Origin of the sequence: Streptomyces sp. NPDC001634 (genome assembly GCF_040298185.1) — a bacterium.
Lineage (GTDB): Bacteria > Actinomycetota > Actinomycetes > Streptomycetales > Streptomycetaceae > Streptomyces.
The window spans coordinates 100,569-124,606 of the sequence record NZ_JBEOZU010000004.1; the positions used below are offsets into that span (position 1 = coordinate 100,569).

A 24,038-nucleotide genomic window follows, 5' to 3' on the forward strand; every position below is an offset into this window, starting at 1 on the left:
ATCGACCGCATGCTGACACGGTCCGTCCCTCGCGTGCTCGCGGGGCTCTTCCTCTGTCTGTCGGTCCTGCTCACCGGGTGTTCCCCGACCCACACCGGCGCGTCGGCCCCGGCCCCGTCGTGGGCCGGGCACATGGCCGTCGTCGAGGTGTCCCGGCTCCCTGCCGAGGCCCGGGGGACCCTCGCCCTCATCGACAAGGGCGGCCCTTTTCCGTACGCCAAGGACGGCGTCGTCTTCGGCAACTTCGAGGGTCTGCTGCCCCGGCATCCGCGCGGCTACTACCACGAGTACACGGTGCGGACGCCGGGCTCGCGGGACCGCGGGGCCCGGCGCATTGTCACCGGGCAGGGCGGCGAGATCTACTACACCGATGATCACTACACATCATTCAGGGCGGTGCTGAGATGACCGACGACCTGGCGGGCCCGCTGGTGGTCACGCTGGACCTCCACGGTGTCGCCGACAAGGCCGCGTTCATGGAGCGGATCGTGCGCGCCCTGGACCTGCCGCACTGGTTCGGCCGCAACTGGGACGCGCTCGCCGACTCGCTCACCGATCTGTCGGTCTGGCCCGAGGCCGCCGCGGGCAGGGGACTGCTGATCCTCGTCACCGGCTGGCGCGGCTATGCGACGGCGCGGCCCGAGGAGTGGGAGATCGCCGAGGAGGTGTTCACCTCGTCGGTGGACCGCGCGGGGGATCTCTCCATCGCGCTGGCACTTGGAGGATCCTCCTAAGCCCCCCTTGACCTGCCTGGATGATCTGTCCAGGGACCGCATACCCCCCGACATGGGACAATGAAGTACGTGCTCTTCCCCCTGGCTGACCTGTCCGGGGGCCGCCTCTGATCGACTGGGATGTGCAGCACGTGCGTTTCCTCAATGACCTCCAGCCTGCGTACGACCTGACCTACGACGACGTGTTCATGGTGCCGAGCCGCTCCGCGGTCGGCTCCCGCCAGGGTGTGGACCTCGCCTCCCCGGACGGCACGGGCACCACCATCCCGCTGGTGGTCGCCAACATGACCGCGATCGCCGGTCGCCGCATGGCGGAGACGGTGGCCCGCCGCGGCGGCCTGGTCGTCATACCGCAGGACATCCCGATCGACGTGGTCACCGAGGTCATCTCCTGGGTCAAGAGCCGCCACCTGGTGCTCGACACCCCGATCGTGCTGGCCCCGCACCAGACGGTCGCCGACGCCCTCGCGCTGCTGCCGAAGCGTGCGCACAACGCCGGTGTGGTCGTCGACGCCGAGCACCGGCCGATCGGCGTGGTCACCGATGCCGACCTCTCCGGCGTGGACCGCTTCACACAGCTCGAAGTGGTCATGTCGAAGGACCTGCTGCTGCTCGACGCCGACATCGATCCGCGCGAGGCCTTCCACACGCTCGACGCAGCCAACCGCCGCTACGCGCCCGCCGTCGACAAGGACGGCAGGCTCGCGGGCATCCTCACCCGCAAGGGCGCCCTGCGCGCCACGCTGTACAGGCCGGCCACCGACGCGAACGGCAAGCTGCGCATCGCCGCCGCCGTCGGCATCAACGGCGACGCGGTCGGCAGGGCCAAGCAGCTGCTGGACGCGGGCGTCGACACGCTCGTCATCGACACCGCGCACGGCCACCAGGAGTCGATGATCAACACCATCAGGGCCGTACGGGCGCTGGACCCGCAGGTGCCGATCGTGGCGGGCAACGTCGTCGCCGCCGAGGGTGTGCGCGACCTGATCGAGGCGGGCGCGGACATCGTCAAGGTCGGCGTGGGCCCCGGCGCCATGTGCACCACGCGCATGATGACGGGCGTCGGCCGTCCGCAGTTCTCGGCCGTCCTCGAGTGCGCCGCCGAGGCGAAGAAGTACGGCAAGCACGTATGGGCCGACGGCGGCGTCCGCCACCCGCGCGACGTGGCGATGGCGCTGGCCGCCGGCGCGTCCAACGTGATGATCGGCTCCTGGTTCGCAGGCACGTACGAGTCCCCGGGTGACCTGCAGCAGGACGCGGGCGGCCGCCTCTACAAGGAGTCGTTCGGCATGGCGTCGGCTCGCGCGGTCCGCAACCGTACGTCGGAGGAGTCGGTGTACGACCGCGCTCGCAAGGCCCTGTTCGAGGAGGGCATCTCGACCTCCCGTATGTTCCTCGACCCGGCCCGCCCCGGCGTCGAGGACCTCATCGACTCGATCATCGCGGGTGTCCGTTCGTCGTGCACGTACGCGGGTGCCGCCTCCCTGGAGGAGTTCGCCGAGCGGGCCGTCGTGGGCATCCAGAGCGCGGCGGGCTACGCGGAGGGCAAGCCCCTGCACGCCAGCTGGAGCTGACGGGCCCCTCCGCCGTCGTACGGCCCCTGTTGTCCCGAAGGCCGGGCCGACAGGGGCCGTTGTCGTGCGCGGCCGCGCGTCTTCGGCCTTCTCCCTACGGCGGGCGCAAACATCGAAAGGGCTTGCGCAACGAACATGCACGAGTCTCCGATGAACGCAATGATCTTGCGGAGATGCGCAAGGTTGCTGCATTACGCCCGGGAAGGGCGGACTCGTAGGGTCATGCGCTGTACGTGGCGTGGTGAGGACCCCGCTCGGTGGTCCCCGCCTTCGGGGTGCCGCCGGTCCCGCCTGCCCCCTTGACCGGCAGCGATAAGGAGCCGACGCGTGCTCGACCAAGGCACACCCCCGCAGTCCCGCAGTCATCCAGCCCCCGCCACCCCCGGCTTCGGCGCGCGTCTGATGCGCCGCAAGCCCGTGGAACGACTGGTCGCCGAGGGCGGCCAGGGCGAGGGAGGGACGCTGCGGCGCTCCCTCGGGCTGTGGCAGCTGACGATGATCAGCATCGGTGCCACGCTGGGCACCGGCATCTTCGTGGTCCTCGGCGAGGCCGTCCCCAAGGCCGGTCCGGCCGTCACCCTCTCCTTCGTGATCGCCGGTCTCACCGCGCTCTTCTCCGCCCTCTCGTACGCCGAGCTGGCGGGCACGATCCCCGTCGCCGGGTCCTCGTACTCGTATGCGTACGCAACGATGGGCGAGCTGATCGCCTGGGTCTGCGGCTGGTGTCTGGTCCTGGAGTACGGCGTCTCCGTCGCCGCCGTCGCGGTCGGCTGGGGTCAGTACCTCAACGAGCTGCTGGACGGGACCATCGGTGTCACCATCCCGGCCGCGCTGTCCGCGCCGCCCGGTGACGGCGGCATCTTCAACCTGCCCGCGCTGATCGTCGTGCTGCTGGCCATGGCGTTCCTGCTCGGTGGCGCCAGGGAGTCCGCGCGCGCCAACACGATCATGGTCGTGGTGAAGATCGCCGCGTTGCTGCTGTTCTGCCTGATCGGCATCCAGGGCTTCCGCTCGGGCAACTACGCCGACTTCATGCCGCTCGGCATGGCGGGCGTCAGCGCAGCCGGGGCCACGCTCTTCTTCTCGTACATCGGCTTCGACGCCGCCTCCACGGCCGGCGAGGAGGCGAAGAACGCGCAGCGCGACCTGCCCCGCGCGATCATGCTGTCACTGGTCATCGTCACGGCCCTGTACGTCGTCGTCGCGGCCGTCGCCGTGGGCGCCAAGCCCTGGCAGCGGTTCAACGACTCGGAGGCAGCCCTCGCCCAGATCATGAAGGACGTCACCGGACAGACCTTCTGGGGCACGCTGCTCGCGGCCTGTGCGGTCATCGCCATCGCCAGCGTCGTGCTGACCGTGCTCTACGGCCAGACCCGCATCCTCTTCGCGATGTCCCGGGACGGACTCGTGCCCAAGGTGTTCTCGCGGGTCCACCCGAAGACCGGCACGCCCCGCGCCAACACCCTGATCGTGTCCGTCTTCTGCGGTGTCCTCGCCGCCGCGATCCCGCTCGGCCAGCTCGCCGACGCCACCAGCATCGGCACGCTGTTCGCCTTCGCGCTGGTCAACATCGCGGTGGTGGTGCTGCGCCGGACGCGTCCGCACATGCCCCGCACCTTCCGGGTGCCGCTGTCGCCGGTGCTGCCCGCGCTCGGCTTCGGCTTCTGCGTGTGGATGATGGGCAGCCTCTCGGCCGTCACCTGGGCGGTGTTCGGAGTCTGGATGGCGGTCGGGCTCGTGTTCTACTTCGTGTATGGCCACCGGCGTTCCCGGCTGGCCGCAGCGGACTCCGCCGTCCCCGCAGTCACCGCAGAGAAGTGAACCACCCGCCTTGCTGAACGATCTCGACGAACGCATCGTGCACGCCCTCGCCGAGGACGCCCGCCGCTCCTACGCGGACATCGGGCAACTGGTCGGCCTGTCCGCGCCCGCCGTGAAGCGGCGCGTGGACCGGCTGCGCGCGACCGGCGCCATCACCGGGTTCACGGTCCGGGTGGACCCGGCGGCACTCGGCTGGGAGACCGAGGGGTTCGTCGAGATCTACTGCCGGCGCAACACCTCGCCGGAGACCATCCAGCGGGGCCTGGAGCGCTATCAGGAGGTCGTGGCCGCCTCCACGGTCACCGGTGAGGCGGACGCGATCGTCCAGGTCTTCGCCTCCGACATGCGTCACTTCGAGCGTGTGCTGGAGCGGATCGCCGGGGAGCCCTTCGTGGAGCGCACCAAGTCGGTACTCGTCCTCTCGCCGCTGCTGCGCCGCTTCTCGTCGGGGTCGCCGACCTGACGCGGCCGCACTGTCAGTGGCACCCAGTACGGTCCCGGTCATGGCAGCCAGAATCGATCTGACCCTCGACTGCGCGGACGCCCAACTCCTCGCCGCGTTCTGGAAGACGGCCCTCGGCTATGTCGACGAGCCGCCGCCACCGCCCTTCGCCACGCGCGAGGAGTGGCTGGCGCAGTTCGACCTGCCGGAGGACGAGTCCGAGGACGACGGCGCGTGGCTGTGCGATCCCGACGGCGTCGGCCCGCGCCTGTCGATCCTCAAGGTCCCCGAGCCGAAAACCGCGAAGAACCGGCTCCACATCGACGTCCGTGTGCCCGGACACGGCAGCCCGGAGGAGCGCTGGGCGCGGATCAGGGCGGAGGCCGGGCGTCTGGTTCAGGCGGGCGGGCGGATCCTCGCGGAGGCCGACGGCCATCACATGGTGATGGCCGACCCCGAGGGCAACGAGTTCTGCGTAGCCGCCGCCTCCGTGTGACGGGGGCCCTGCGTCACTCGGCCGTCTTGCGCGCCAGCGCGTTGTTCCCGATCGAGTTGTACACGCTGAAGCTCACGGCGTCGGAGCGGTAGCGGTCGTCCGACCACTCCACCGGGCGCCCTTCGCGGGTGGTGGTGACACGGCGGACCCGCAGCAGCGGGCTGGTGCGGCGGACGCCGAGCAGGTCGGCGTCCTGGGCGCCCGCCGCGACCGCGTCGATGATGTGCTCGCCGTAGGCGAAGACCAGGCCCGTGTCGTCGTACAGCCGTTGGGTGACGGACGGGCAGTCGGGCTCGATCGCCTCGACGGCGGGGGAGATCCAGTCCGCGTACACGGTCCGTTCCAGCAGGACCGGCTCGCCGTCGAGGCCGCGGACGCGCAGGACGTGCAACACGGGTGTCCCCTCGGGCAGATGGAGGCGCACGGCGTCCTCCTTGGTGGCCGGGAGGTACTCCTGCGTCACCACGTGCCCCGTGGCCTCGCGCCCCATCGCCCGCGCCCACTGGGCGAAGCTGCGCAGCTCCGCAAAGCTCTGGCTGCGGCGGCTGGCCAGGACCACCCGGCGGGCGCCCTGCCGCGATCCGATGAGCCCCTCGGCCATGAGGGCCGCGACGGCCTGGCGGACCGTGCCGCGGGAGACACCGTAGTGCGCCGCGAGTTCCGTCTCGGCGGGCAGCAGGCTGCCGACTGTGTACTCCTCGCGGTCGATCGCCCGCCGCAGTTCGTCGGCGATCTCCTCGTGTCGCGCCGTCATGCTTCCCCTCTGGCTTCGTTGCTGTGCACAGCGTGAGCAGCCTAATCGAGACCTGAGTGTGATCTGTAACGGTCTGGATTGTGCACACAACCAGGGCTCAAAGTTTCGCCGAGGTTTACAGACAGGACACCCGCAGCGGGCGTACTGTGACGCAACTTGTTCAGACAAGTTCTCCGCACCAACCCAACCCTCGTGCGTCCCCTGGAGCAGCCGTGCCCGTGTCCCTGCCGAGAACGTCCGTACTCAGCGGTTCCCTCGCCGTCGTCGCCGCGCTCGCCCTGAGCGCCTGCGGCGCCGCTCCCGACAACGCGTCCACCACCGCCAACGGCAAGAGCGCCGCCACTGCCACGTCCGCCGCCGACTTCGGTGGCATGGACGCCCTGGTCAAGGCGGCCAAGAAGGAGGGCACGCTGCACGCGATCGCCCTGCCCCGCGACTGGGCCAACTACGGCGCCCTGATCGACGGCTTCCAGAAGAAGTACGGCATCAAGATCGAGGTCGAGAACCCGGACGGCTCCAGCCAGGACGAGATCAACGCCGTCACCTCCCGCAAGGGCCAGGACCGCGCGCCCGACGTCCTCGACCTCGGCAGCTCCTTCGCGCTCAGCGCCGCCCAGCAGGGGCTGCTCGCGCCCTACAAGGTGACGGCGTACGCGGACATCCCCGCTGCGCAGAAGGACCCGCAGGCCCGCTGGTACAACGACTACGGCGGCTACGTCTCCATCGGCTGCGACGCCAAGCGGGTCAAGCAGTGCCCGACCACCTTCAAGGACCTCCTCAAGCCGCAGTACAAGGGTCAGGTCGCGCTCAACGGCAACCCCACCAAGTCCGGTTCGGCCTTCGGCGGCGTGTACGCGGCGGCCCTCGCGAACGGCGGCTCCTTCGACGACATCCAGCCCGGCCTCGACTTCTTCGCCAAGCTGAAGAAGAACGGCAACTACACGCCGGTCGAGTCGACCCCGGCCACCGTCGAGAAGGGCGAGACGCCCATCAGCATCGACTGGGACTACCTCAACGCCGGATACGCCGACGAGTTCAAGTCCAAGGGCCTGGACTGGACGGTCGCCGTGCCGACCGACGGCGTGTACGCCCAGTTCTACTCGCAGGCCATCAACAAGGACGCCCCGCACCCGGCGGCCGCCCGCCTGTGGCAGGAGTACCTGTACAGCGCCGAGGGCCAGAACCTCTGGCTCAAGGGATACGCCCGCCCGGCCCTGACGGCCGCACTGGAGAAGGCCGGCACGCTCGACAAGACCGCGGCGGCCAAGCTGCCCAAGGTCTCCGGCACCCCCACCTTCCCGACCGAGGCCCAGCAGAGCAAGGCCAAGACGGTCATCGCGCAGGGCTGGGGGAAGGCCGTCTCCGGATGACCGCCGTCCTCACCGAGGCCGAGCCGGCGACCGCCGCTGCACCGCAGCAGCGGCGGCGCCGCGCTTCCGGCGCGCTAGCCGTCGTCCCGCTGCTCGCGTTCACGGCGATCGCCTTCGGGATCCCTGCCCTCGCCATGCTGAACGGCGCCTTCACCGTCAAGGACCAGACCACGGGCGCCACGTCGTACGGCACGGCCAACCTGACCGCCTCGCTGCACGGCGCCTATCTCACCGCGCTGATCGGCAGCGTCAAGCTGTCCGCCGTCTCCGCCGTCGTCGGCACCGTGCTCGGACTGCTGCTCGCCCAGGCCGTCGTGACCTCCCGCTTCCGCGCCCTGCGCGAGGCCGTGCTCACCGCGTCCGGGGTCCTCGCCAACTTCGGCGGCGTCCCTCTGGCGTTCGCCTTCGTCGCCACGCTCGGCAACTCCGGAGTGGTGACCAGGCACCTGGGGCTCACCGACAAGGGCTGGAGCCTCTACAGCTTCTGGGGTCTGGTGATCGTCTACCTGTACTTCCTGATCCCGCTGATGGTCCTCACCATCACCCCCGCCCTGGACGGGCTGCGCACCCAGTGGCGCGAGGCCGCGCAGAACAACGGCGCCACCTCCGTCCAGTACTGGCTGCATGTGGCCCTGCCCGTGCTGCTGCCCTCCCTGCTCGGCGGTCTCGTGCTGCTCTTCGGCAGCGCCTTCGCGGCATACGCCACCGCCGCGGCCATGGTGGGCAGCGCGGTGCCGCTGGTCACCCTGCAGATCGCCGACGCCATCTCCGGCAATGTGCTGGTCGGCCAGGAGAACGTGGCGCTCGCCCTCAGCCTCGACATGGTCCTGGTCGCGGGCCTGGTCATGGCCGTGTACCTGCCCCTGCAACGACGGAGTGCGCGATGGCTCGCCTGAACTTGTGGCGCTGGGCCGTCCTGGCCGGCGCCGGGCTGTACTTCCTGGTCCCGCTCGCCGCCTCCGTGATCTTCACGGTGGATGTGCCGGGCCAGGGCGTCAACTTCGACGCGTACAGCCAGATCGTCTCGACCGACGGCTTCACCTCGAGCCTGCTGCTCTCGCTGGAGCTGGCCGCCGCGACCATCGCCCTGGTCCTTGTGCTGATGGTGCCCGCCATGGTGGCGCTGAGGCTCGGCGCCCCCCGGCTGCGGCCGGTCGTCGAGGTGGTCTGCTCGCTGCCGCTCGTCGTGCCGCCGATCGCGTTCGTCGCGGGGATTGCGACCGTGCTCAAGTGGGGCCCCGAGTACCTCTCCCGCACGCCGCTCTTCCAGACGTTCGTGGCGATCCAGAACCCGGACTTCCCGTTCGTGCTCGTCCTGGCATACGTCGTGATGGCGCTTCCGTTCGTGCACCGGGCCCTGGACGCAGGTCTGCGGGCCATGGACGTGCGCACCCTCGTCGAGGCGGCACGCAGCTGCGGGGCGACGTGGCCGCAGGCCCTCGTCCAGGCGGTGCTGCCCAATCTGCGCGGTGCCCTGCTGAACGCCTCCTTCCTCACACTGGCGCTGGTCCTCGGTGAGTTCACCGTCGCCCAGCTGCTGGGCTTCACACCCTTCGCCGTGTGGATCTACAGCGTCGGCGGCTCGCAGGCCCAACTGTCCGTCGCCGTGTCCGTGCTCAGCCTGCTCGTCACCTGGGCCCTGCTCCTCTCGCTCGCCGTTTTCGGCGGGCGCTCCCGTACCGCCGCCAAGGGATGAACCACATGACGCTCGACAAGGCCGCCCCCCGCGAGGCCGCCCCTCGCGACAAGGCCGCCCCTCGCGACAAGGCCGCAACGGTCGAATTCCACGGGCTGCGCCGGGAGTTCGGCCCGACCGTCGCCCTGGACGGACTCGACCTGACCGTGCGGCCCGGCGAACTCCTCGCCCTGCTCGGCCCGTCCGGCTGCGGCAAGACCACCGCGCTGCGCATGCTCGCCGGGTTCGAGCACCCGGACTCCGGTCAGGTGCTCGTCGACGGCGAGGACGTCACCCGGGTGCCGGCCCACCGCCGTGACGCCGGGATGGTCTTCCAGTCGTACAGCCTCTTTCCGCACCTGACCGCCCTCGACAACGTGGCCTTCGGGCTTCGTATGCGCAAGGTGCGCCCGGCCGAACGGCGCGCCCGCGCCGCCGAACTGCTCGACCTGGTCGGCCTCGGCGACAAGGGCGAGCGCTTTCCGCACCAGCTCTCCGGCGGCCAGCAGCAGCGCGTCGCCCTGGCCCGCGCTCTCGCCCTGCGCCCGCGCGTGCTGCTCCTCGACGAGCCGCTCTCCGCGCTCGACGCCAAGGTGCGGCTCACCCTGCGCGAGGAGATCCGCCGTCTCCAGCAGGAACTCGGCATCACGACCCTGTTCGTCACGCACGACCAGGAGGAGGCCCTGTCGATGGCCGACCGGGTCGCAGTCATGCGCGCCGGGAAGCTCGAACAGTGCGCCGCTCCCGCCGAGCTGTACGGCCGCCCGGCCACCGCATTCGTCGCCGAGTTCGTCGGCACGATGAGCCGGATCCCGGGGCGGCTCTCCTCGGACGTGGTCGAGGTGCTCGGGCAGCGGCTGCCGATCGACGGGGATGCGCCCGCCGTGACCGAGGTGGACGTGCTGGTGCGGCCCGAGTCGGTCCGGGTGACCCCGGACGGGACGGGGGACGCGCACGTGATCGCCACCGCGTTCCTCGGCGCCGTGATCCGGCTGACCGTACGCCTCGCCGACGCAACCGAGGTGAAGGCCGACCTGCCGGCGCACGAGGCCGCCGCCCTGACCGCCGGAGCCACCGTGCGCGTGTCGCTGCCGGAGCGACCGGTGCTCATCGCCGAGCGCGCCGCTCACTGAGCCTTGGCCCCCACCCATGAAAGCCCTTGCCCCCCACGTATGAAAGAGACAACCGTGACCCGACTCCCGCTCCAGGCCGTTCTGTTCGACATGGACGGCACGCTCGTCGACACCGAGCGGCTGTGGTGGGAGGCGGTGGAGCAGGTCGCAGCCGGACTCGGGCGGCCGCTGGGCGAGGACGACCAGCCGGAGGTGCTCGGCCGTCCCGTCGAGCACACGGCCGACTGGCTGGCCGGGCTCACCGGTGCCGTGGCCGCGGACCTCGCCGCCGAACTGCACCGTGAGTTCGCGGACCGCGTGCGCGGCGGCATCGTGCCCCGCCCCGGCGCCCTCGACCTGCTCGACGCCCTCGCCCGTGACAGCATCCCGACCGCCCTCGTGACCGCCTCGCCCAGGGCCGTCGCCGACACCGTCCTCGAAGCACTGGGCGCCGGGCGCTTCGCGGTCTCCGTCACCGCGGACGACACCGAGCGCACCAAGCCCGCGCCCGACCCCTACCTTGCCGCGTGCCGTGCGCTGGGCGTCGAGCCGGCCGGCTGTGTGGCCGTCGAGGACACCCCGACCGGTGTCGCCTCCGCCGAGGCCGCCGGGTGCGCGGTGCTCGCCGTACCTTCGCTCGCGCCGATCGACGCGGCGCCGGGGCGGACCGTACTGGCCAGCCTGGAGGAGGTCACGCCCGAACTGCTGCGGTCCTTGCCCGCGGAGGAGCTGCGCGTGATGAGCTGGAACCTCTGGCTGGGCGGCAGCAGGGTCGACGACCACCGGGCCAAGCAGCTCAAGGTCCTCCTGGAGACCGGGGCCGACGTCGTGGGTCTGCAGGAGACCGGCGGCACCGCGGCCGGGGAACTGGCCGAGGCGCTCGGCTGGTACCACCACCGGGCGGGTGAGAACCTCGGCGTCATCAGCCGCTACCCGATCACGGCCGCCTTCGGCGACCCCGACGTGGGCTTCTACGGGGCGGCGGGCGTCCGCGTCCGCCTCGGCTCGGGCCGCGAGACTGACATCTGGACGGCCCATCTCGACTACACGCCGTACGGGCCCTACGAATCGGCGTTCGACGGGCTCCCGGCGACCGAGCTGATCGCCCACGAGGAAGTACGGCTCGCGCAGATGCGGGACACCCTGCGGCGGATCGACGAATCGGCCGAGGAAGGCGTTCCGGTCGTGCTCGTCGGCGACTTCAACTGTCCCTCGCACCTGGACTGGCCCGACGTCGCATGGCCGGTCACCAAGGCGGCCGAGGAGGCGGGCCTGCGCGACTCCTACCGTGAGGCCCACCCGGACCCGGTCCGCGACCCCGGCCACACCTGGTCGCCGATCCACCCCCTGCACGAGGACGGCAGCGGACGCCCCGAACCACAGGACCGGATCGACTACGTGCTGCACCGGGGCCTGACGGTGCTCGACTCCCGCACGGTCGTCACCGGCACCCCGCGTCCCTGGCCCGATGTCGCCGGGAACGACTGGCCGTCGGACCACGCGGCGGTGGTCACCACGTTCGCCGTGCACCGCGCGGTCGGAGCGGCCACGCCGATGTGATCCAGGGTTACCCGAGGCAACGATTGCAGTCCCGGTGGGCCATCCCGTATGGTCTGCGGCACTCGCTTACCAGCGGGTAACACCTGCGGGTAACCGATCCCCGCCCAGCCATCCGATCGTCCGTCGCCCTGGGGAGACCATGCGCTGGCCCTTCGGCCGTCCCACCACGGTCCGTGCTCGGATCGTGGCCCTCGCGCTCGCACCGGCGGTCGCCCTGATGGCGCTGTGGAGCTTCGCCATGGTGTCGGTCACCGGTGAACTCCGCGGGCTCGTACGGGTCCAGGGCGTGTACGAGGACTTCGGCACGCCCGTCGACACGGCGGTCGGACAGATCCAGATCGAACGGCGGCTCGCGGCCGCGTACCTGGGCGGGGGCCACCGCACGGGAGCGGCCGTCGACCTGCTGGAGCAGGAGCGCCGCACCGACCGGGCCGTTAACGCCATGCGCGGCGCGATCCGGGGCGGGGACCGCAGCCGGCTGTCCGACCGGCAGCGGCAGGTGCTCGACACCATGCTCGCCGCCGTCGGCAAGCTGGACGGGCTGCGGGAGCGCGTGCTGTCGGGCCGCATCTCCTGGGACAGTGCGGTGACCGACTACAGCGCTCTCGTGGAACCGGGCTTCGACGTCGAGTCCGCCCTCACCGCACTGCAGGCCGGGCAACTGGCGCGCGAGGCGCAGGTGGTCATCGAACTGGTGCGGGTGCGGGAGTTCGTGTCGCGCGAGGACGCGCTCGTCGCCGGGGCGCGGGCCGCCGGTACCCTCACCGACCGCCAGTACGACACCCTCACGGCGACCATCGAGGACCGGCGTGCCTTCGAGCGGACGTACGTGCCCGACCTGCCGTCCGACTCCAGGACGCTGTTCGAGGAGTTCCAGCGCGACGCGGTGCACCGGGCGCTGACCGAGGGCGAGGACGCCCTGCTGCGGGCGGGTGCCCATCGCGCGGGTGACGCCGTCGCGGCGGACTCGTGGCGGACGACCACCGACCGGGCGGTCAAGCGCTACATGCTGCTGTGCACGCAGTCGGCCGAGAACTCGGCCGCGCGCGGACGGGCGTTCGCCTACCGGGAGCTGGCCAAGGCCGCCGCGGTCGGGGTGCTCGGGCTGGGTGCCGTGGGCCTGTCGCTGTGGTTCGCGGTGCGGGGTGCCCGTCGCATCTCACGCCGCCTGGAGACGCTGCGGGACGCCGCCGACCTGCTGACCACCCGCCAGCTCCCGAATGTCATGGAGCGGCTGGGCGCGGGCGAGGAGGTGGACGCCCTGGCAGAGGCGCCGCCCCTGGCCGACGGGGACCTGGAGCCCGACGAGATCGGCCAGGTCGGCCGGGCCTTCAACACCGCGCGCCTCGCGGCCGTCGAGGCCGCCGTCAAGCAGGCCACCCTGCGCCGCGGGCTGTTCTCGGTGCTGCTCAACATCGCACGGCGCAACCAGGCGCTCGTACACCGCCAGTTGAAGCTCGTCGACACACTGGAGAGGCGCACGGAGGACCCGGACATCCTGGAAGAGCTGTTCCGGATCGACCACCTGACCACCCGTATGCGCCGCCATGCGGAGAGCCTGATCATCCTCTCCGGCGCGGCGCCCGGCCGCAGATGGCGACGGCCCGTGCCCATCGCCGACGTGGTGTCCTCCGCGGTGAGCGAGATCGAGGACTACACGCGCGTGGTGGTCCCGCCGATGCCGGAGGTCGGCGTCGCGGCGGACGCCGTCGCCGACGTCGTGCACCTGATCGCCGAACTCCTCGAGAACGCCACCGTGTTCTCGCCGCCGCACACCCAGGTCACCCTGCGCACCGGCAGTGCCCGCGGTGGCTTCGTCGTGGAGATCGACGACCGTGGCCTCGGCCTCGGCCCCGAGCAGACCGAGGAAGCCCACCGGACCGTCAACAGCCCGGACGACTTCGACCCGACGCGGCACGACCGGCTCGGGCTGTACGTCGTGGGGAGGCTCGCCGCCCGGCACGGCATCGAGGTCACACTGTGCCGGTCGCCGTACGGCGGTACGACGGCGGTGGTGCTGCTGCCGGAGACGGTGCTGGCGGATGTGGCGTCCGGGACGCCGGCACAGCCGGACGACGCCCCCGGGCCGTTGCCCGCACGGAGAGGGACAGCGGTCCTCGCCCGGGAACAGGCACCGGAGCGCACGCGCGAGCAGGGAACGCGGGTGGCGGGTGCGGCGGCGGAGGGCCGGGTGGCGGGTCCAACGACGGAGGGCCGGGTGGCGGGTCCGATGGCGGAGGGCCGGGCGGTGGGTCCGGTGGCGGAGGGCCGGGTGGCGGGTCCGGTGGCGGAGGGCCGGGCGGCGGGTCCAACGACGGAGGGCCGGGCGGCGGGTCCGATGGCGGAGGGCCGGGTGGCGGGTCCGATGGCGGAGGGCCGGGTGGCGGGTCCGGTGGCGGAGGGCTGTGTGGCGGGTGCAACGGGCAGCCAGGCGATGAGCCCCACGGCGGACAGCCGGGCCAAGGCCAGTACGACGGACGACGGCCCGACTGCCGGTGCCCCCGCCCTCCCCACCCGTATCCGCCAGACCTCTCTCGCCCCCGGCCTGCGCACTCAGGCCCCGGCCGCCGACGACACCCCGGGAGGAGAGGTGAGCGCCGAGGAGATACGGGCGATCCTCGGTGCCTTCCAGCGTGGCCTGGACCGCGGCCGCAAGGGTCTCCCCACGAGCGCGGGCCCCACTGAGCGACCCGACACCGAGGAAGGGACGGACGCCGACGATGCGCACTGACCAGAACCCCGGGTACCACGCCGATGCCGACCAGCCGCCCGGAACCGACCTCGGCTGGCTGCTCGACGACCTCGTGGCAAGAACCGACCATGTACGCCTGGCCGTGCTCCTCACCGCGGACGGCCTGCCACTGAGCTGCTCGGAGGGCCTGCGCAGACGGGACGTGGAGCACCTCGCAGCCGTCTGCTCCGGCTTCCACAGCCTGGCCCGCTCGGCAGGGGAGCGGTTCGAGGCCGGGGAGGTGCGGCAGACCATGGTGATGCTCGACGGCGCCTACCTCTTCATCACCCCGGCGGGCGACGGCAGCAGACTGGCCGTGCTCAGCGAGGTGCAGACCGACATCGGCCAGCTGGCCCACGAGATGGCGCTGCTCGTCCGCCGGGTCGGCCGCCACATGGACGCCGCCGTCCGCTCGGCCGCGGGCCCCGCGGACCCCGCGGTCCCCTGAGCCGACTGTGACCGACGACCACTGGTACGAGGACGAGACCGGGGCGATGGTGCGCCCCTACATGGTGACGCGGGGCCGGACCCGGCCCTCGCACCGGCACATCATCGACCTGATGTCGCAGGTCACGGCCCGGGAGGCCGACGAAGGGCGGCCGGGCGTCGACCACGCCGCGGCGTCCCTGCTCGACCTGGTGCGCCGCGGCCCCCGGCCGGTAGTCGAGCTCGCCGCGGACGCCGACCTGCCCCTGACTGTCGTACGCGTGCTGCTGGGCGACCTGGTGGAGGCCGGGCTGGTGCGTATCGACGCTCCGCGGCACATGGTGCGAGGCGGTCCTGCGGCGGACCCGGCGCTGCTGCGGGAGATCGTGGACCGGCTGCGGGAGCTGTAGGCCCGCGGGTGCCGCGCCACGACCGGGGCGCGCAACGAATCGCCGCCCGGCCGGTGGTGCACGCAACGATTCGCTCACCAGCCCGCAACGGCTCCTTCTTGTCCGGCCGACGGCGCCGACCGTACCGTCTATCTGGCCCCCAACCCCCTCCGTACCGGTGGAGAACACGCATGCGCACCGCCCTGCTCCAGAGCTCCGGACGCCTCGGCTCGGTCGTCGAGAACCTCAAGGTCCTCGACGATGCCGCGGGCCGTGCGGCCGCCGCGGGTGCCGGGCTGCTGGTCGCGCCGGAGATGTTCCTCACCGGGTACGCGATCGGCGGCGACATCGCCCGGCTCGCCGAGTCCGCCGACGGCGACTGGGCGGACGCGGTCGCCGAGATCGCGTCCAGGCACGGCCTCGCCATCGTCTACGGCTACCCGGAGCGGGACGGCGAGACCGTCTTCAACTCCGCGCAGCTCGTCTCGGCCGACGGCACCCGCCTCGCGAACTACCGTAAGACCCACCTCTTCGGCTGCTTCGAGCGGGACCACTTCACCCCGGGCGACCAGCCGGTCGTCCAGGCCGAGCTGAACGGCCTCCGCGTCGGGATCATGATCTGCTACGACGTCGAGTTCCCGGAGAACGTCCGCGCCCACGCCCTGGCCGGCACCGACCTCCTCGTGGTCCCGACGGCCCAGATGCATCCGTTCCAGTTCGTCGCCGAATCCCTCGTCCCGGTGCGGGCCTGGGAGAACCAGATGTACGTCGCGTACGTCAACCGGGTCGGTCCCGAGGGGGAGTTCGAGTTCGTCGGGCTGTCCACCCTCGCCGGGCCCGACGGGATCGCCCGGGCCCGTGCGGGTCGCGGTGAGGAGCTCGTCCTCGCCGACGTCGACCCCGCCTTCCTCGCCGCCTCCCGCGAGGCGAACCCGTATCTCAAGGACCGCCGCCCCGGCCTCTACGGGTCCCTGGTCTGACCCCCTCAGCCTTCCCCCGAGTTCTTTTCGCGCAAGGAGTCCGTACCCCATGACGTCCATGGTGCCCAACGCCGTCCAGCACGCAGACGAGCAGCAGCCGCCGATCACCATGTTCGGGCCGGACTTCCCGTACGCGTACGACGACTTCCTCGCCCACCCGGCGGGCCTCGGCCAGATACCCGCGACCGGGCACGGCACCGAGGTCGCCGTCATCGGCGGCGGCCTGTCCGGCATCGTGGCCGCCTACGAGCTGATGAAGATGGGCCTCAAGCCCGTCGTCTACGAGGCGGACCGGATCGGCGGCCGGCTGCGGACGGTGGGCTTCGACGGGTGCGACCCCTCGCTCACCGCCGAGATGGGAGCCATGCGCTTCCCGCCCTCCTCCACGGCGCTGCAGCACTACATCGACCTGGTCGGCCTGGAGACCAGGCCGTTCCCGAACCCGCTGGCCGAGGCGACCCCCTCGACCGTCGTGGACCTCAAGGGCGAGAGCCACTACGCCGAGACCCTCGACGACCTGCCGCAGGTCTACCGGGACGTGGCGAACGCGTGGAACGCCTGCCTGGAGGAGGGCGCCGACTTCTCCGACATGAACCGCGCGATGCGCGAACGCGATGTGCCACGCATCCGTGAGATCTGGTCGAAGCTCGTCGAGAAGCTCGACAACCAGACCTTCTACGGCTTCCTGTGCGACTCCGACGCCTTCAGGTCCTTCCGGCACCGTGAGATCTTCGGCCAGGTCGGCTTCGGCACCGGCGGCTGGGACACCGACTTCCCGAACTCCATCCTGGAGATCCTGCGCGTCGTCTACACCGAGGCCGACGACCACCACCGCGGCATCGTCGGCGGCTCCCAGCAGCTGCCGCTGCGCCTGTGGGAGCGCGAGCCGGAGAAGATCGTGCACTGGGCGTACGGGACGTCCCTGAAGTCCCTGCACGAGAACGGCGAGCCCCGGCCCGCCGTGACCCGGCTGCACCGCACCACGGGCAACCGGATCACGGTGACGGACGCGAACGGCGACATCCGCACCTATCCGGCGGCCATCTTCACCGCCCAGTCCTGGATGCTGCTCTCCAAGATCGCCTGCGACGACGCGCTCTTCCCGATCGACCACTGGACGGCCATCGAGCGGACCCACTACATGGAGTCCAGCAAGCTCTTCGTGCCCGTCGACCGGCCCTTCTGGCTCGACAAGGCCGTCGACGACAGGGGAAATCCGACCGGACGGGACGTCATGTCGATGACGCTCACCGACCGCATGACGCGCGGCACTTACCTGCTCGACGACGGTCCGGACAAGCCCGCCGTCATCTGCCTCTCGTACACCTGGTGCGACGACAGCCTGAAGTGGCTGCCGCTGTCCGCGAACGAGCGGATGGAGGTCATGCTGAAGTCGCTCGGCGAGATCTACCCGAAGGTCGACATCAGGAAGCACATCATCGGCAACCCGGTGACGGTCTCCTGGGAGAACGAGCCCTACTTCATGGGCGCGTTCAAGGCGAACCTGCCCGGTCACTACCGCTACCAGCGGCGCCTGTTCACGCACTTCATGCAGGACCGGCTGCCCGAGGACAAGCGGGGCATCTTCCTCGCCGGTGACGACATCTCCTGGACGGCCGGCTGGGCCGAGGGAGCCGTGCAGACCGCGCTCAACGCCGTGTGGGGCGTCATGCACCACCTCGGCGGCGCGACCGACCCGGCCAACCCCGGCCCCGGCGACGTCTACGACGAGATCGCACCGGTGGAACTGCCGGAGGACTGAATCCGCCGGCAGGGCTTCACACCCCGGCCGCCCGCGCCTTCTGGTACACCTCAGCGGCGACGTCCTTGAGCTCCTGGGCGTCGCGGGGGGTGCCCTGCAGGTCGACGAGGATCTCCTCCAGGCCGATCGCCGCATGCGCCACCAGGTCCTCGACGATCTGGTCGGCGCTGCCCTGGAAGGGGTGGCGGTCGTCGCCGTCGTAGGCCTTGGCCTGGTAGATGGCGTTCACCCGCAGGACGGTCTGCAGGGGCTCCTTGCGGCCGCGCTCGGCCGCAAGGTCCTGCAGCTGCTGCCACTGCGTGGCGATCTGCTCGGCGCCCATGCCCACCGGCAGCCAGCCGTCGGCGTGGTCGACGAGCCGGCGCAGCGACTTCTGGTTGCTCGCAGCCAGCAGGATCGGGATCGGCCGGGCGGGCTTGGGGCCGACCACGGCGGACGTGATCTTCGTGATACGGCCGTCGTAGCTCACCGGGTCCGGGCCCCACACCGCCCGGCACACCTCGATGATCTCGTCCAGCACCTGGCCGCGCTCCTCGATGGGGCGGATGCCCGCGGCCGCGTACTCGTCCAGGGACCAGCCGGTGCCGAAGCCGGCGATCACCCGCCCGCCGCTCGCCGCGTCCAGCGAGGCCAGGGCCTTGGCCAGCTGGAACGGCTGGTGCAGCGGGGCGACCAGCACGCTGGAGCCGAGCCGGACACGCTCGGTGGCCGCCGCGGCCAGGGTGAGGGTGACCAGGGGGTCGGCGACGTTGCGGTACGAATCCGGCCAGGGGAGGCCCTCGATGCCGTAGAGCCCCTGGCCGGCGGGGTCCGGGAACAGGGCCCGCTCATAGACCCACAGGCTCTCGTATCCGATCTGCTCGGCCGTGCGTGCCACGTCGGGCACGTCCTTGCCGAGGTCGTACTGACGGTTCTGCGGAAGGCCGAGTCCGAGCCGGGTCGCCATACCTGTTGCTCCTTCGCAATGGATGTGCCTCCCCGTCAACTTACAGCGATCACACGGAAGTTCCCGTCCCGACAGGCGGCAAAGGCCGGATCAGTCCGGCAGCGGCGTGAGCAGCATCCGGCTCGCGAAACCCACCGCCGCGTCCAGCCGCCGTGCGAAGTCATCGGCCAGATCCGGCAGTTCCCTCAGCGCCCACAGCGCCCGCGCCGCCGACCAGGCGGCCTCGCGGGCCCGCTCCAGGCTCCACGCGCCGAGCAGATGCGTGAGCGGATCGGCGATCTGGAGCAGATCGGGACCGGGCATCAGATCCTCCCGGATGCGCTCCTCCAGCGAGACGAGGATGTCGCCGACGTGGTCGAACTCGTCCTCCAGATCCGCGGGTTCGCAGCCGAGCGTACGACAGGCGTCCACGACGGCGAGCGCCAGATCGTGCCCGATGTGCGCATTGATGCCTGCGAGCGCGAACTGCAGGGGCCGTACTCCCGGATGGCGCCGGAACTGGAACAGCGGCCGCCAGCAGGCGGGAACGGGGCCGTCTTCGGCCACGGACAGATACCGCTCGGCGAACCGCACGTCCAGGGTGGTCGCGGCCCGTCCGTCCGCGAAGTCCCCGTCATCCAGTCGGCGGTCGACCTCCTGGGTGACGGCGAGGTAGACGCGGTTGAAGACCGCGACGCCGTCGTGTTCCGGCCAGCCCGCATCGAGCGCGCGCATACGTGAGACGACCGTGTCCACCTCGGTCGTGAAGTGCTCCAACCGCGTCATGGGGGCAGAGTTCCAGGAGCGGGCCGACCGGAGTGCCACCGGCCCGCGGGCTTCCCCGGAACGGGGGAACGCACCGGTGGGCCATGAGGGGGACAGGGGGATCGGGACGTGTCAGGCTTACGCGTCCGGCGGCTGGCCGAGCGCCGGGCCGCCCGCAGGCGCGCCGCTCGGCGCGCAGCCATGGTCGCGGCGGCCTCGGTGGTGGTGATGACGGGCGCCGCGGCGGGGACGATGTCGGCGCTCGACGACGGCCGCGGCCCCGACCGGGCCCCTCCGGACGTGACCCGTTCGACCGTCCTTCAGCGGCAGACCGTCGTGCCGTCCGCCCCGTCCGGCACACCGTCCGCGGCACCGAGCCCCGCGCGGACGTCCTCCGCGCCGAGCCGGAGCGCCGCCACGCCCTCCAGGAAGCCCCGGTCCGCGTCCCCTCCCGCCCTGCTCTACCGCCACTCCGAGTCCCAGGTCCTCGACTGGCTGGCGGCCCATCCCGGCGACCCCCGGCGGGCCGTCATCGCGTCCCGTATCGCCGACCGCCCGGCCGCCGTCTGGTTCGCGGATTTCTCGCCGTCGACCATCACCGCGCGCGTGCGGGCCGTCACCTCGGCCGCCGCGGCGCAGGGCCGCGTCCCGGTCCTGGTGCCGTACACGATTCCGAACCGCGACTGCGGCGGGGCTTCGCGGGGTGGCGCGCCCGATCTGTCCGCCTACGACGCGTGGATCGACGGCTTCGCTGCGGGGCTCGGCTCCGGTGAGGTCATCGTCGTCCTGGAGCCCGACTCGGTCGCCCAGTCCGACTGCCTCACCGAAGGCCGGCAGGCCGACCGCTTCGCCTCGCTGGCGCGTGCCGGCCGCGTCCTGAAGGCGGCGGATCCCAAGGCCCGGGTCTACTACGACGGCGGGCACTCCGGCTGGAATGCGGCCGCCGAACAGGCCTCTCTGCTGGACCGGGCGGGCGCCGCCGCGCCCGAGGGCTCCGACGGCATCTTCACCAACGTGTCCAACTTCCAGCGCACCGGCGACGAGATCGCCTACGCCCGCGAGGTGCTGGCCCGCCTGGGCGGTTCCGCGCGTCTGGGTGCCGTGATCGACACCAGCCGCAACGGCAACGGTGCCCCGGCCGACGGCGCGTGGTGCGACCCGGCCGGCCGCAGGATCGGACAGGCGCCGACGCTGCGCACGGGAGAGGCCGGGATCGACGCCTATCTGTGGGTGAAGCTGCCGGGCGAGTCGGACGGCTGCAAGGGGACGCCGGGGTCGTTCTCGCCGGAGTACGCGTACCAGTTGGCTCGGTGAATCCCCGCGCAGCGGGCCTCGGGGGTGTGGCTGTGCCCCTTGAGATGCGCGGGGGCCATGGCCCGCAGTGCGTGGCAGCCGGTGATGAGGACCGGCGTGCCCAGCTGAAGAATTGTCCGGACCATTGTCACGTGCACCAGGCAGTCCTACGCTCACATGGTCCCACTCATGAACTGCGTTCACATGGATGATCGGAGCCTTGATGAGTGCACGACCCCGCCTGGCCACTCTGTTCGCCGCCCTGACCGCCTTCGCGGCCGTCGGCGTGCCCGCCGCCTCCTCCCATGCGGCACCGAAGGTCCCCGCAACCGCCGTCCTCGACGGCGCCCGGCTCCAGCAGACGAGACTCCGGCTCGACCACGGAGACACCCGGCTGCGCGGCGCGCTCAAGGAGCTGACCGCGCGTGCCGACGCCTGGCTGGACCAGGGCCCCTGGACGGTCGTCGACAAGCCGAAGCCCGCACCCGGCGGCGACATCCACGACTACCTCAGCCAGGCCCCGTACTGGTGGCCCACACGGCCGAAGACCGCCGACAACCCCTGGGGGTGCCCCTACGAGCAGCGTGACGGAGAGCGCAACCCCGAGGTGGACACCGGCACCGACCGTCAGGACGTGGAGAAGGTCTTCGACTCGGCCTACGACCTCTCGCTCGCCTGGTACTACACCGGCCGGAAGCAGTACGCCGAGAAGGCCGCCCAGGTCCTGCGCACCTGGTTCCTCGACCCGGCGACGAAGATGAACCCCAACCTGGACCACGGGCAGTTCATCCCGTGCAAGTACGACGGCCGCGCCATCGGCATCATCGACTTCTCGCAGTCCTACACCAGCGTCCTGGACGCGATCGCCATCCTGAACACCGGCGCCCCCGGCTGGTCCAGGGCCGACCGGACGGCAATGCGCGACTGGAACATCGCCTTCCGCGGCTGGCTGACGGACAGTGCGTTCGGCAAGGAGGAAGGCGCCGCCAAGAACAACCACGGCACCTTCTACGACATGCAGCTCGCCGCCCTCGCGTGTGCGACCGGCGACGAGGAGCTGGCCCGGCAGACGGTCCTGGACGCGCGTGCCCGGCGTATCGATCCGCAGATCGCCGCCGACGGCAGCCAGCCCCAGGAGCTGGCCCGGACGCGCAGCTGGCACTACTCGACCTTCGACCTGGTGGCGTACACCCGGCTCGCGGCCATCGGCCGCCATGTCGGTGTGGACCTGTGGTCGTACCGGGGGCCGGAAGGGCAGAGCCTGTTCAAGGCGGTCGACTATCTGCTGCCCGCCGCGACCGGCGCGGCGCCCTGGACGCACCCCGAGCTGGAGTTCCACCGCTATGCGGCGACCGACGTGGTGCACGCGGCGGCGGACGCGGGAGACGTAGGGGCCCAGAAAGCCGTACGGCTGCTGGAGGCACCGCCCGGCGGTGATCTGTGGGCCCTGCGGCCCGCCGCCGAGCAGCTGGACTCGATCGCCGGCTGACCCACGGGCGGAGGCTGCTGAGCGACCGCTTACCATGGTTGTGTCCAGCGCCGCAGTGTCGCGAGCGCCTCATCAGGCCATTTCGAGGAGCACCCGCCCGTGACCGCCGAAGCCCAGGCCGCACCAGTCCTTTCGTACGGCCGGCTGATCCCCGTCGCCGTCCACTTCGACGACCTGGACGCGCTCGGCCTGCTCCACAACGCCCGATACCCGCTCATGGTCGAGCGCGCCTGGACCGCCCTGTGGCATGAGCAGGGCTTCGGCTTCGAGGGCGACTGGGAGGCCGCGGGCGACTTCTGCAACGCGGTCAAGGAACTGCGGATCGGCTACGAGGCCCCGGTCACCAAGCCGGGCGCGTACGCCGTGCACCTGTGGCTGGAGCGGCTCGGGAACACCGGACTGACGTACGGGTTCCGGTTCTGTTCGGCCGACGGCACCGTGACGTACGCGCACGGCACCCGGGTCCTCGTCCGGCTCGACGCGGCGACCCTGCGTCCTACGTCGTGGAGCGAGCGGTTCAGGGCCGTGGGCCGGGAACTGCTGCGCTCGGCGGACTGACTTTCGGGCGGTCGCGGTCGCCCGCACGCAGTACGCCGGCGAACCCCGCGAGTCCGCACGCCAGCACCGTCACCAGACCGAAGGACACGACGAGACTCGTCGCCTGCGCCAGTCCGCCGAGTACGCTCGGGGCGATCAGCCCCGAGGTGTAGGTGATGGTCGCGACGCCCGCTATGGCCTGGCTGGGGTTGGGGCCGCTGCGCCCGGCCGCCGCGAAGCACAGCGGTACGACGACGGCGATGCCGAGGCCCATCAGCGCGAACCCGCCCATCGCCACCGCCGGATGGGCCGCGACGACGACGAGCAGTCCGCCGAGGACGGCGAGGACGCCACCGGCACGGACGGTGCGGACCGCGCCGAAGCGGTTCACCACGGTGTCTCCCGCGAGCCGCGCCAGCGCCATCGTCAGCATGAAGCCGGTCGTCGACGCCGCCGCGAGACCGGCCGACGCATCGAGCCCGTCGCGCAGATAGACCGCCGACCAGTCCAGGCTCGCGCCCTCCGCGAACACCGCGCAGAACCCGACCGCGCCGATCAGCAGCGCCGACCTGGGCGGCAGCGCGAACCGGGGCGGCGGTTCCTCTTCCTCTGCGGGCTGCAGATCGAGCACCCAGTGACAGGCCAGCACGCCGAGGAGCGTGAGGGTGGCCGCCGCGAGCGCGTGGTGCACGCGTGCGTCGGAACCGAGGTGCGCGGCGAGCGTGCCGGCCGCGGAGCCGAGCAGCGCACCGGCGCTCCACATGCCGTGCAGACCGGACATGATCGACTTGCCGAGCCGGTGCTCGACCTCGACGCCCAGCGCGTTCATCGCGACATCGGCCATGCCCGCGCTCGCCCCGTACGTGAACATCGCCAGGCACAGCGTGAACAGATTGGGTGCGAGGGACGGCAGCACCAGGGAGAGCGTCCACAGCGAGATCAGTCCGCGCAGGGCCGTGCGGCTGCCGAAGCGGTGGCTGATCCGCCCGGCCAGCGGCATGGAACAGGAGGCGCCGAAGGCCGTGAAGGCCAGGGCGAACCCGAGCTGGCCGGCGCCGACCGAGGCGTGGTCCTGGATCCACGGCACGCGGGTCGCGAACGAGCCGGTGACGGCGCCGTGCACGGCGAACACCGCGGCCACGGCGTACCGGGCGCGCCTCACCTCGCGCTGCTGCAGGACCCCTTCGGTCATTTCGCTCATTC

The 24,038-nt window shown here is 71.5% G+C and carries 23 protein-coding genes; 19 read left to right on the forward strand and 4 right to left on the reverse strand.

Annotated elements, in window-relative coordinates:
• Positions 1–9 precede the first annotated feature (9 nt).
• The 6 genes from ABT186_RS03955 (at position 10) to ABT186_RS03980 (ending at position 5,067) form a co-directional block, all read left to right on the forward strand.
• A complete protein-coding gene (locus ABT186_RS03955; RefSeq protein ID WP_351226904.1) occupies positions 10–408 on the forward strand; it encodes a guanyl-specific ribonuclease in 399 nt (132 codons plus the stop codon).
• Positions 405–734: a barstar family protein gene (locus ABT186_RS03960; protein WP_351226906.1), complete on the forward strand. Its 330-nt coding sequence runs from the start codon at positions 405–407 to the stop codon at positions 732–734. Before ABT186_RS03955 ends, ABT186_RS03960 begins: the two co-directional genes overlap by 4 nt.
• A gap of 131 nt (positions 735–865) precedes the next feature.
• Positions 866–2,308: a GuaB1 family IMP dehydrogenase-related protein gene (locus ABT186_RS03965; RefSeq protein ID WP_351226908.1), complete on the forward strand. Its 1,443-nt coding sequence runs from the start codon at positions 866–868 to the stop codon at positions 2,306–2,308.
• A 327-nt stretch (positions 2,309–2,635) separates the two neighbouring features.
• Positions 2,636–4,129 carry an amino acid permease gene (locus ABT186_RS03970; RefSeq protein WP_351923447.1) on the forward strand — a complete coding sequence of 498 codons (1,494 nt, stop codon included), beginning with the start codon at positions 2,636–2,638 and terminating at the stop codon, positions 4,127–4,129.
• A 10-nt stretch (positions 4,130–4,139) separates the two neighbouring features.
• Positions 4,140–4,592 carry an Lrp/AsnC family transcriptional regulator gene (locus ABT186_RS03975; RefSeq protein WP_351226912.1) on the forward strand — a complete coding sequence of 151 codons (453 nt, stop codon included), beginning with the start codon at positions 4,140–4,142 and terminating at the stop codon, positions 4,590–4,592.
• 40 nt (positions 4,593–4,632) lie between these two features.
• The gene (locus tag ABT186_RS03980) at positions 4,633–5,067 is read left to right on the forward strand and encodes a VOC family protein (protein ID WP_351226914.1); all 435 of its coding nucleotides are present in this window, start codon (positions 4,633–4,635) and stop codon (positions 5,065–5,067) included.
• A gap of 13 nt (positions 5,068–5,080) precedes the next feature.
• Here the strand turns inward: ABT186_RS03980 and ABT186_RS03985 are convergent, their stop codons facing one another.
• On the reverse strand, positions 5,081–5,821 hold the full coding sequence (locus ABT186_RS03985; RefSeq protein ID WP_351226916.1) for a GntR family transcriptional regulator: 741 nt from the start codon (positions 5,819–5,821) through the stop codon (positions 5,081–5,083).
• A 212-nt stretch (positions 5,822–6,033) separates the two neighbouring features.
• Here ABT186_RS03985 and ABT186_RS03990 point away from each other — a divergent pair, with 212 nt between their 5' ends.
• The 10 genes from ABT186_RS03990 to ABT186_RS04035 all read left to right on the forward strand — a co-directional run bounded on the left by ABT186_RS03990 (position 6,034) and on the right by ABT186_RS04035 (position 17,826).
• Positions 6,034–7,191 (forward strand): ABC transporter substrate-binding protein, encoded by a 1,158-nt coding sequence (locus ABT186_RS03990; RefSeq protein WP_351226918.1) that lies wholly within the window; start codon positions 6,034–6,036, stop codon positions 7,189–7,191.
• Complete coding sequence (locus ABT186_RS03995) at positions 7,188–8,087, forward strand: ABC transporter permease (RefSeq protein WP_351226920.1); 900 nt, start codon at positions 7,188–7,190, stop codon at positions 8,085–8,087. Before ABT186_RS03990 ends, ABT186_RS03995 begins: the two co-directional genes overlap by 4 nt.
• On the forward strand, positions 8,075–8,887 hold the full coding sequence (locus tag ABT186_RS04000) for an ABC transporter permease (RefSeq protein WP_351226922.1): 813 nt from the start codon (positions 8,075–8,077) through the stop codon (positions 8,885–8,887). Before ABT186_RS03995 ends, ABT186_RS04000 begins: the two co-directional genes overlap by 13 nt.
• A 5-nt stretch (positions 8,888–8,892) precedes the next feature.
• On the forward strand, positions 8,893–9,999 hold the full coding sequence (locus tag ABT186_RS04005) for an ABC transporter ATP-binding protein (protein ID WP_351923449.1): 1,107 nt from the start codon (positions 8,893–8,895) through the stop codon (positions 9,997–9,999).
• A 54-nt stretch (positions 10,000–10,053) separates the two neighbouring features.
• On the forward strand, positions 10,054–11,538 hold the full coding sequence (locus ABT186_RS04010; protein WP_351226926.1) for an HAD-IA family hydrolase: 1,485 nt from the start codon (positions 10,054–10,056) through the stop codon (positions 11,536–11,538).
• A gap of 139 nt (positions 11,539–11,677) precedes the next feature.
• On the forward strand, positions 11,678–14,269 hold the full coding sequence (locus tag ABT186_RS04015; RefSeq protein ID WP_351923451.1) for a sensor histidine kinase: 2,592 nt from the start codon (positions 11,678–11,680) through the stop codon (positions 14,267–14,269).
• Positions 14,259–14,717 (forward strand): roadblock/LC7 domain-containing protein, encoded by a 459-nt coding sequence (locus ABT186_RS04020; protein ID WP_351226930.1) that lies wholly within the window; start codon positions 14,259–14,261, stop codon positions 14,715–14,717. Before ABT186_RS04015 ends, ABT186_RS04020 begins: the two co-directional genes overlap by 11 nt.
• 7 nt (positions 14,718–14,724) lie before the next feature.
• The gene (locus ABT186_RS04025) at positions 14,725–15,105 is read left to right on the forward strand and encodes a DUF742 domain-containing protein (RefSeq protein WP_351226932.1); all 381 of its coding nucleotides are present in this window, start codon (positions 14,725–14,727) and stop codon (positions 15,103–15,105) included.
• A gap of 170 nt (positions 15,106–15,275) precedes the next feature.
• Complete coding sequence (locus ABT186_RS04030; RefSeq protein ID WP_351923453.1) at positions 15,276–16,064, forward strand: carbon-nitrogen hydrolase family protein; 789 nt, start codon at positions 15,276–15,278, stop codon at positions 16,062–16,064.
• 49 nt (positions 16,065–16,113) lie between these two features.
• Positions 16,114–17,826, forward strand: a complete 1,713-nt coding sequence (locus ABT186_RS04035; protein WP_351923455.1) for a flavin monoamine oxidase family protein — start codon at positions 16,114–16,116, stop codon at positions 17,824–17,826.
• Between the two features lie 16 nt (positions 17,827–17,842).
• On the opposite strand, the gene ABT186_RS04040 is transcribed toward ABT186_RS04035, so the two are convergent.
• The gene (locus ABT186_RS04040; RefSeq protein WP_351226938.1) at positions 17,843–18,772 is read right to left on the reverse strand and encodes an LLM class F420-dependent oxidoreductase; all 930 of its coding nucleotides are present in this window, start codon (positions 18,770–18,772) and stop codon (positions 17,843–17,845) included.
• Positions 18,773–18,862: 90 nt separating this feature from the next.
• On the reverse strand, positions 18,863–19,537 hold the full coding sequence (locus tag ABT186_RS04045; protein WP_351923457.1) for a DUF5995 family protein: 675 nt from the start codon (positions 19,535–19,537) through the stop codon (positions 18,863–18,865).
• Positions 19,538–19,717: 180 nt separating this feature from the next.
• On the opposite strand from ABT186_RS04045, the gene ABT186_RS04050 reads away from it, so the two are divergent.
• The 3 genes from ABT186_RS04050 to ABT186_RS04060 all read left to right on the forward strand — a co-directional run bounded on the left by ABT186_RS04050 (position 19,718) and on the right by ABT186_RS04060 (position 22,856).
• Entirely contained in the window at positions 19,718–20,830 is a 1,113-nt protein-coding gene (locus ABT186_RS04050) for a glycoside hydrolase family 6 protein (RefSeq protein ID WP_351923505.1), read from the forward strand.
• 202 nt (positions 20,831–21,032) lie between these two features.
• On the forward strand, positions 21,033–22,298 hold the full coding sequence (locus ABT186_RS04055; RefSeq protein ID WP_351923459.1) for an alginate lyase family protein: 1,266 nt from the start codon (positions 21,033–21,035) through the stop codon (positions 22,296–22,298).
• A gap of 99 nt (positions 22,299–22,397) precedes the next feature.
• Complete coding sequence (locus ABT186_RS04060; RefSeq protein WP_351226944.1) at positions 22,398–22,856, forward strand: acyl-CoA thioesterase; 459 nt, start codon at positions 22,398–22,400, stop codon at positions 22,854–22,856.
• Here ABT186_RS04060 and ABT186_RS04065 read toward each other — a convergent pair.
• The gene (locus ABT186_RS04065; RefSeq protein ID WP_351923507.1) at positions 22,816–24,027 is read right to left on the reverse strand and encodes an MFS transporter; all 1,212 of its coding nucleotides are present in this window, start codon (positions 24,025–24,027) and stop codon (positions 22,816–22,818) included. The genes ABT186_RS04060 and ABT186_RS04065 overlap by 41 nt on opposite strands.
• Between the last annotated feature and the right edge of the window lie 11 nt (positions 24,028–24,038).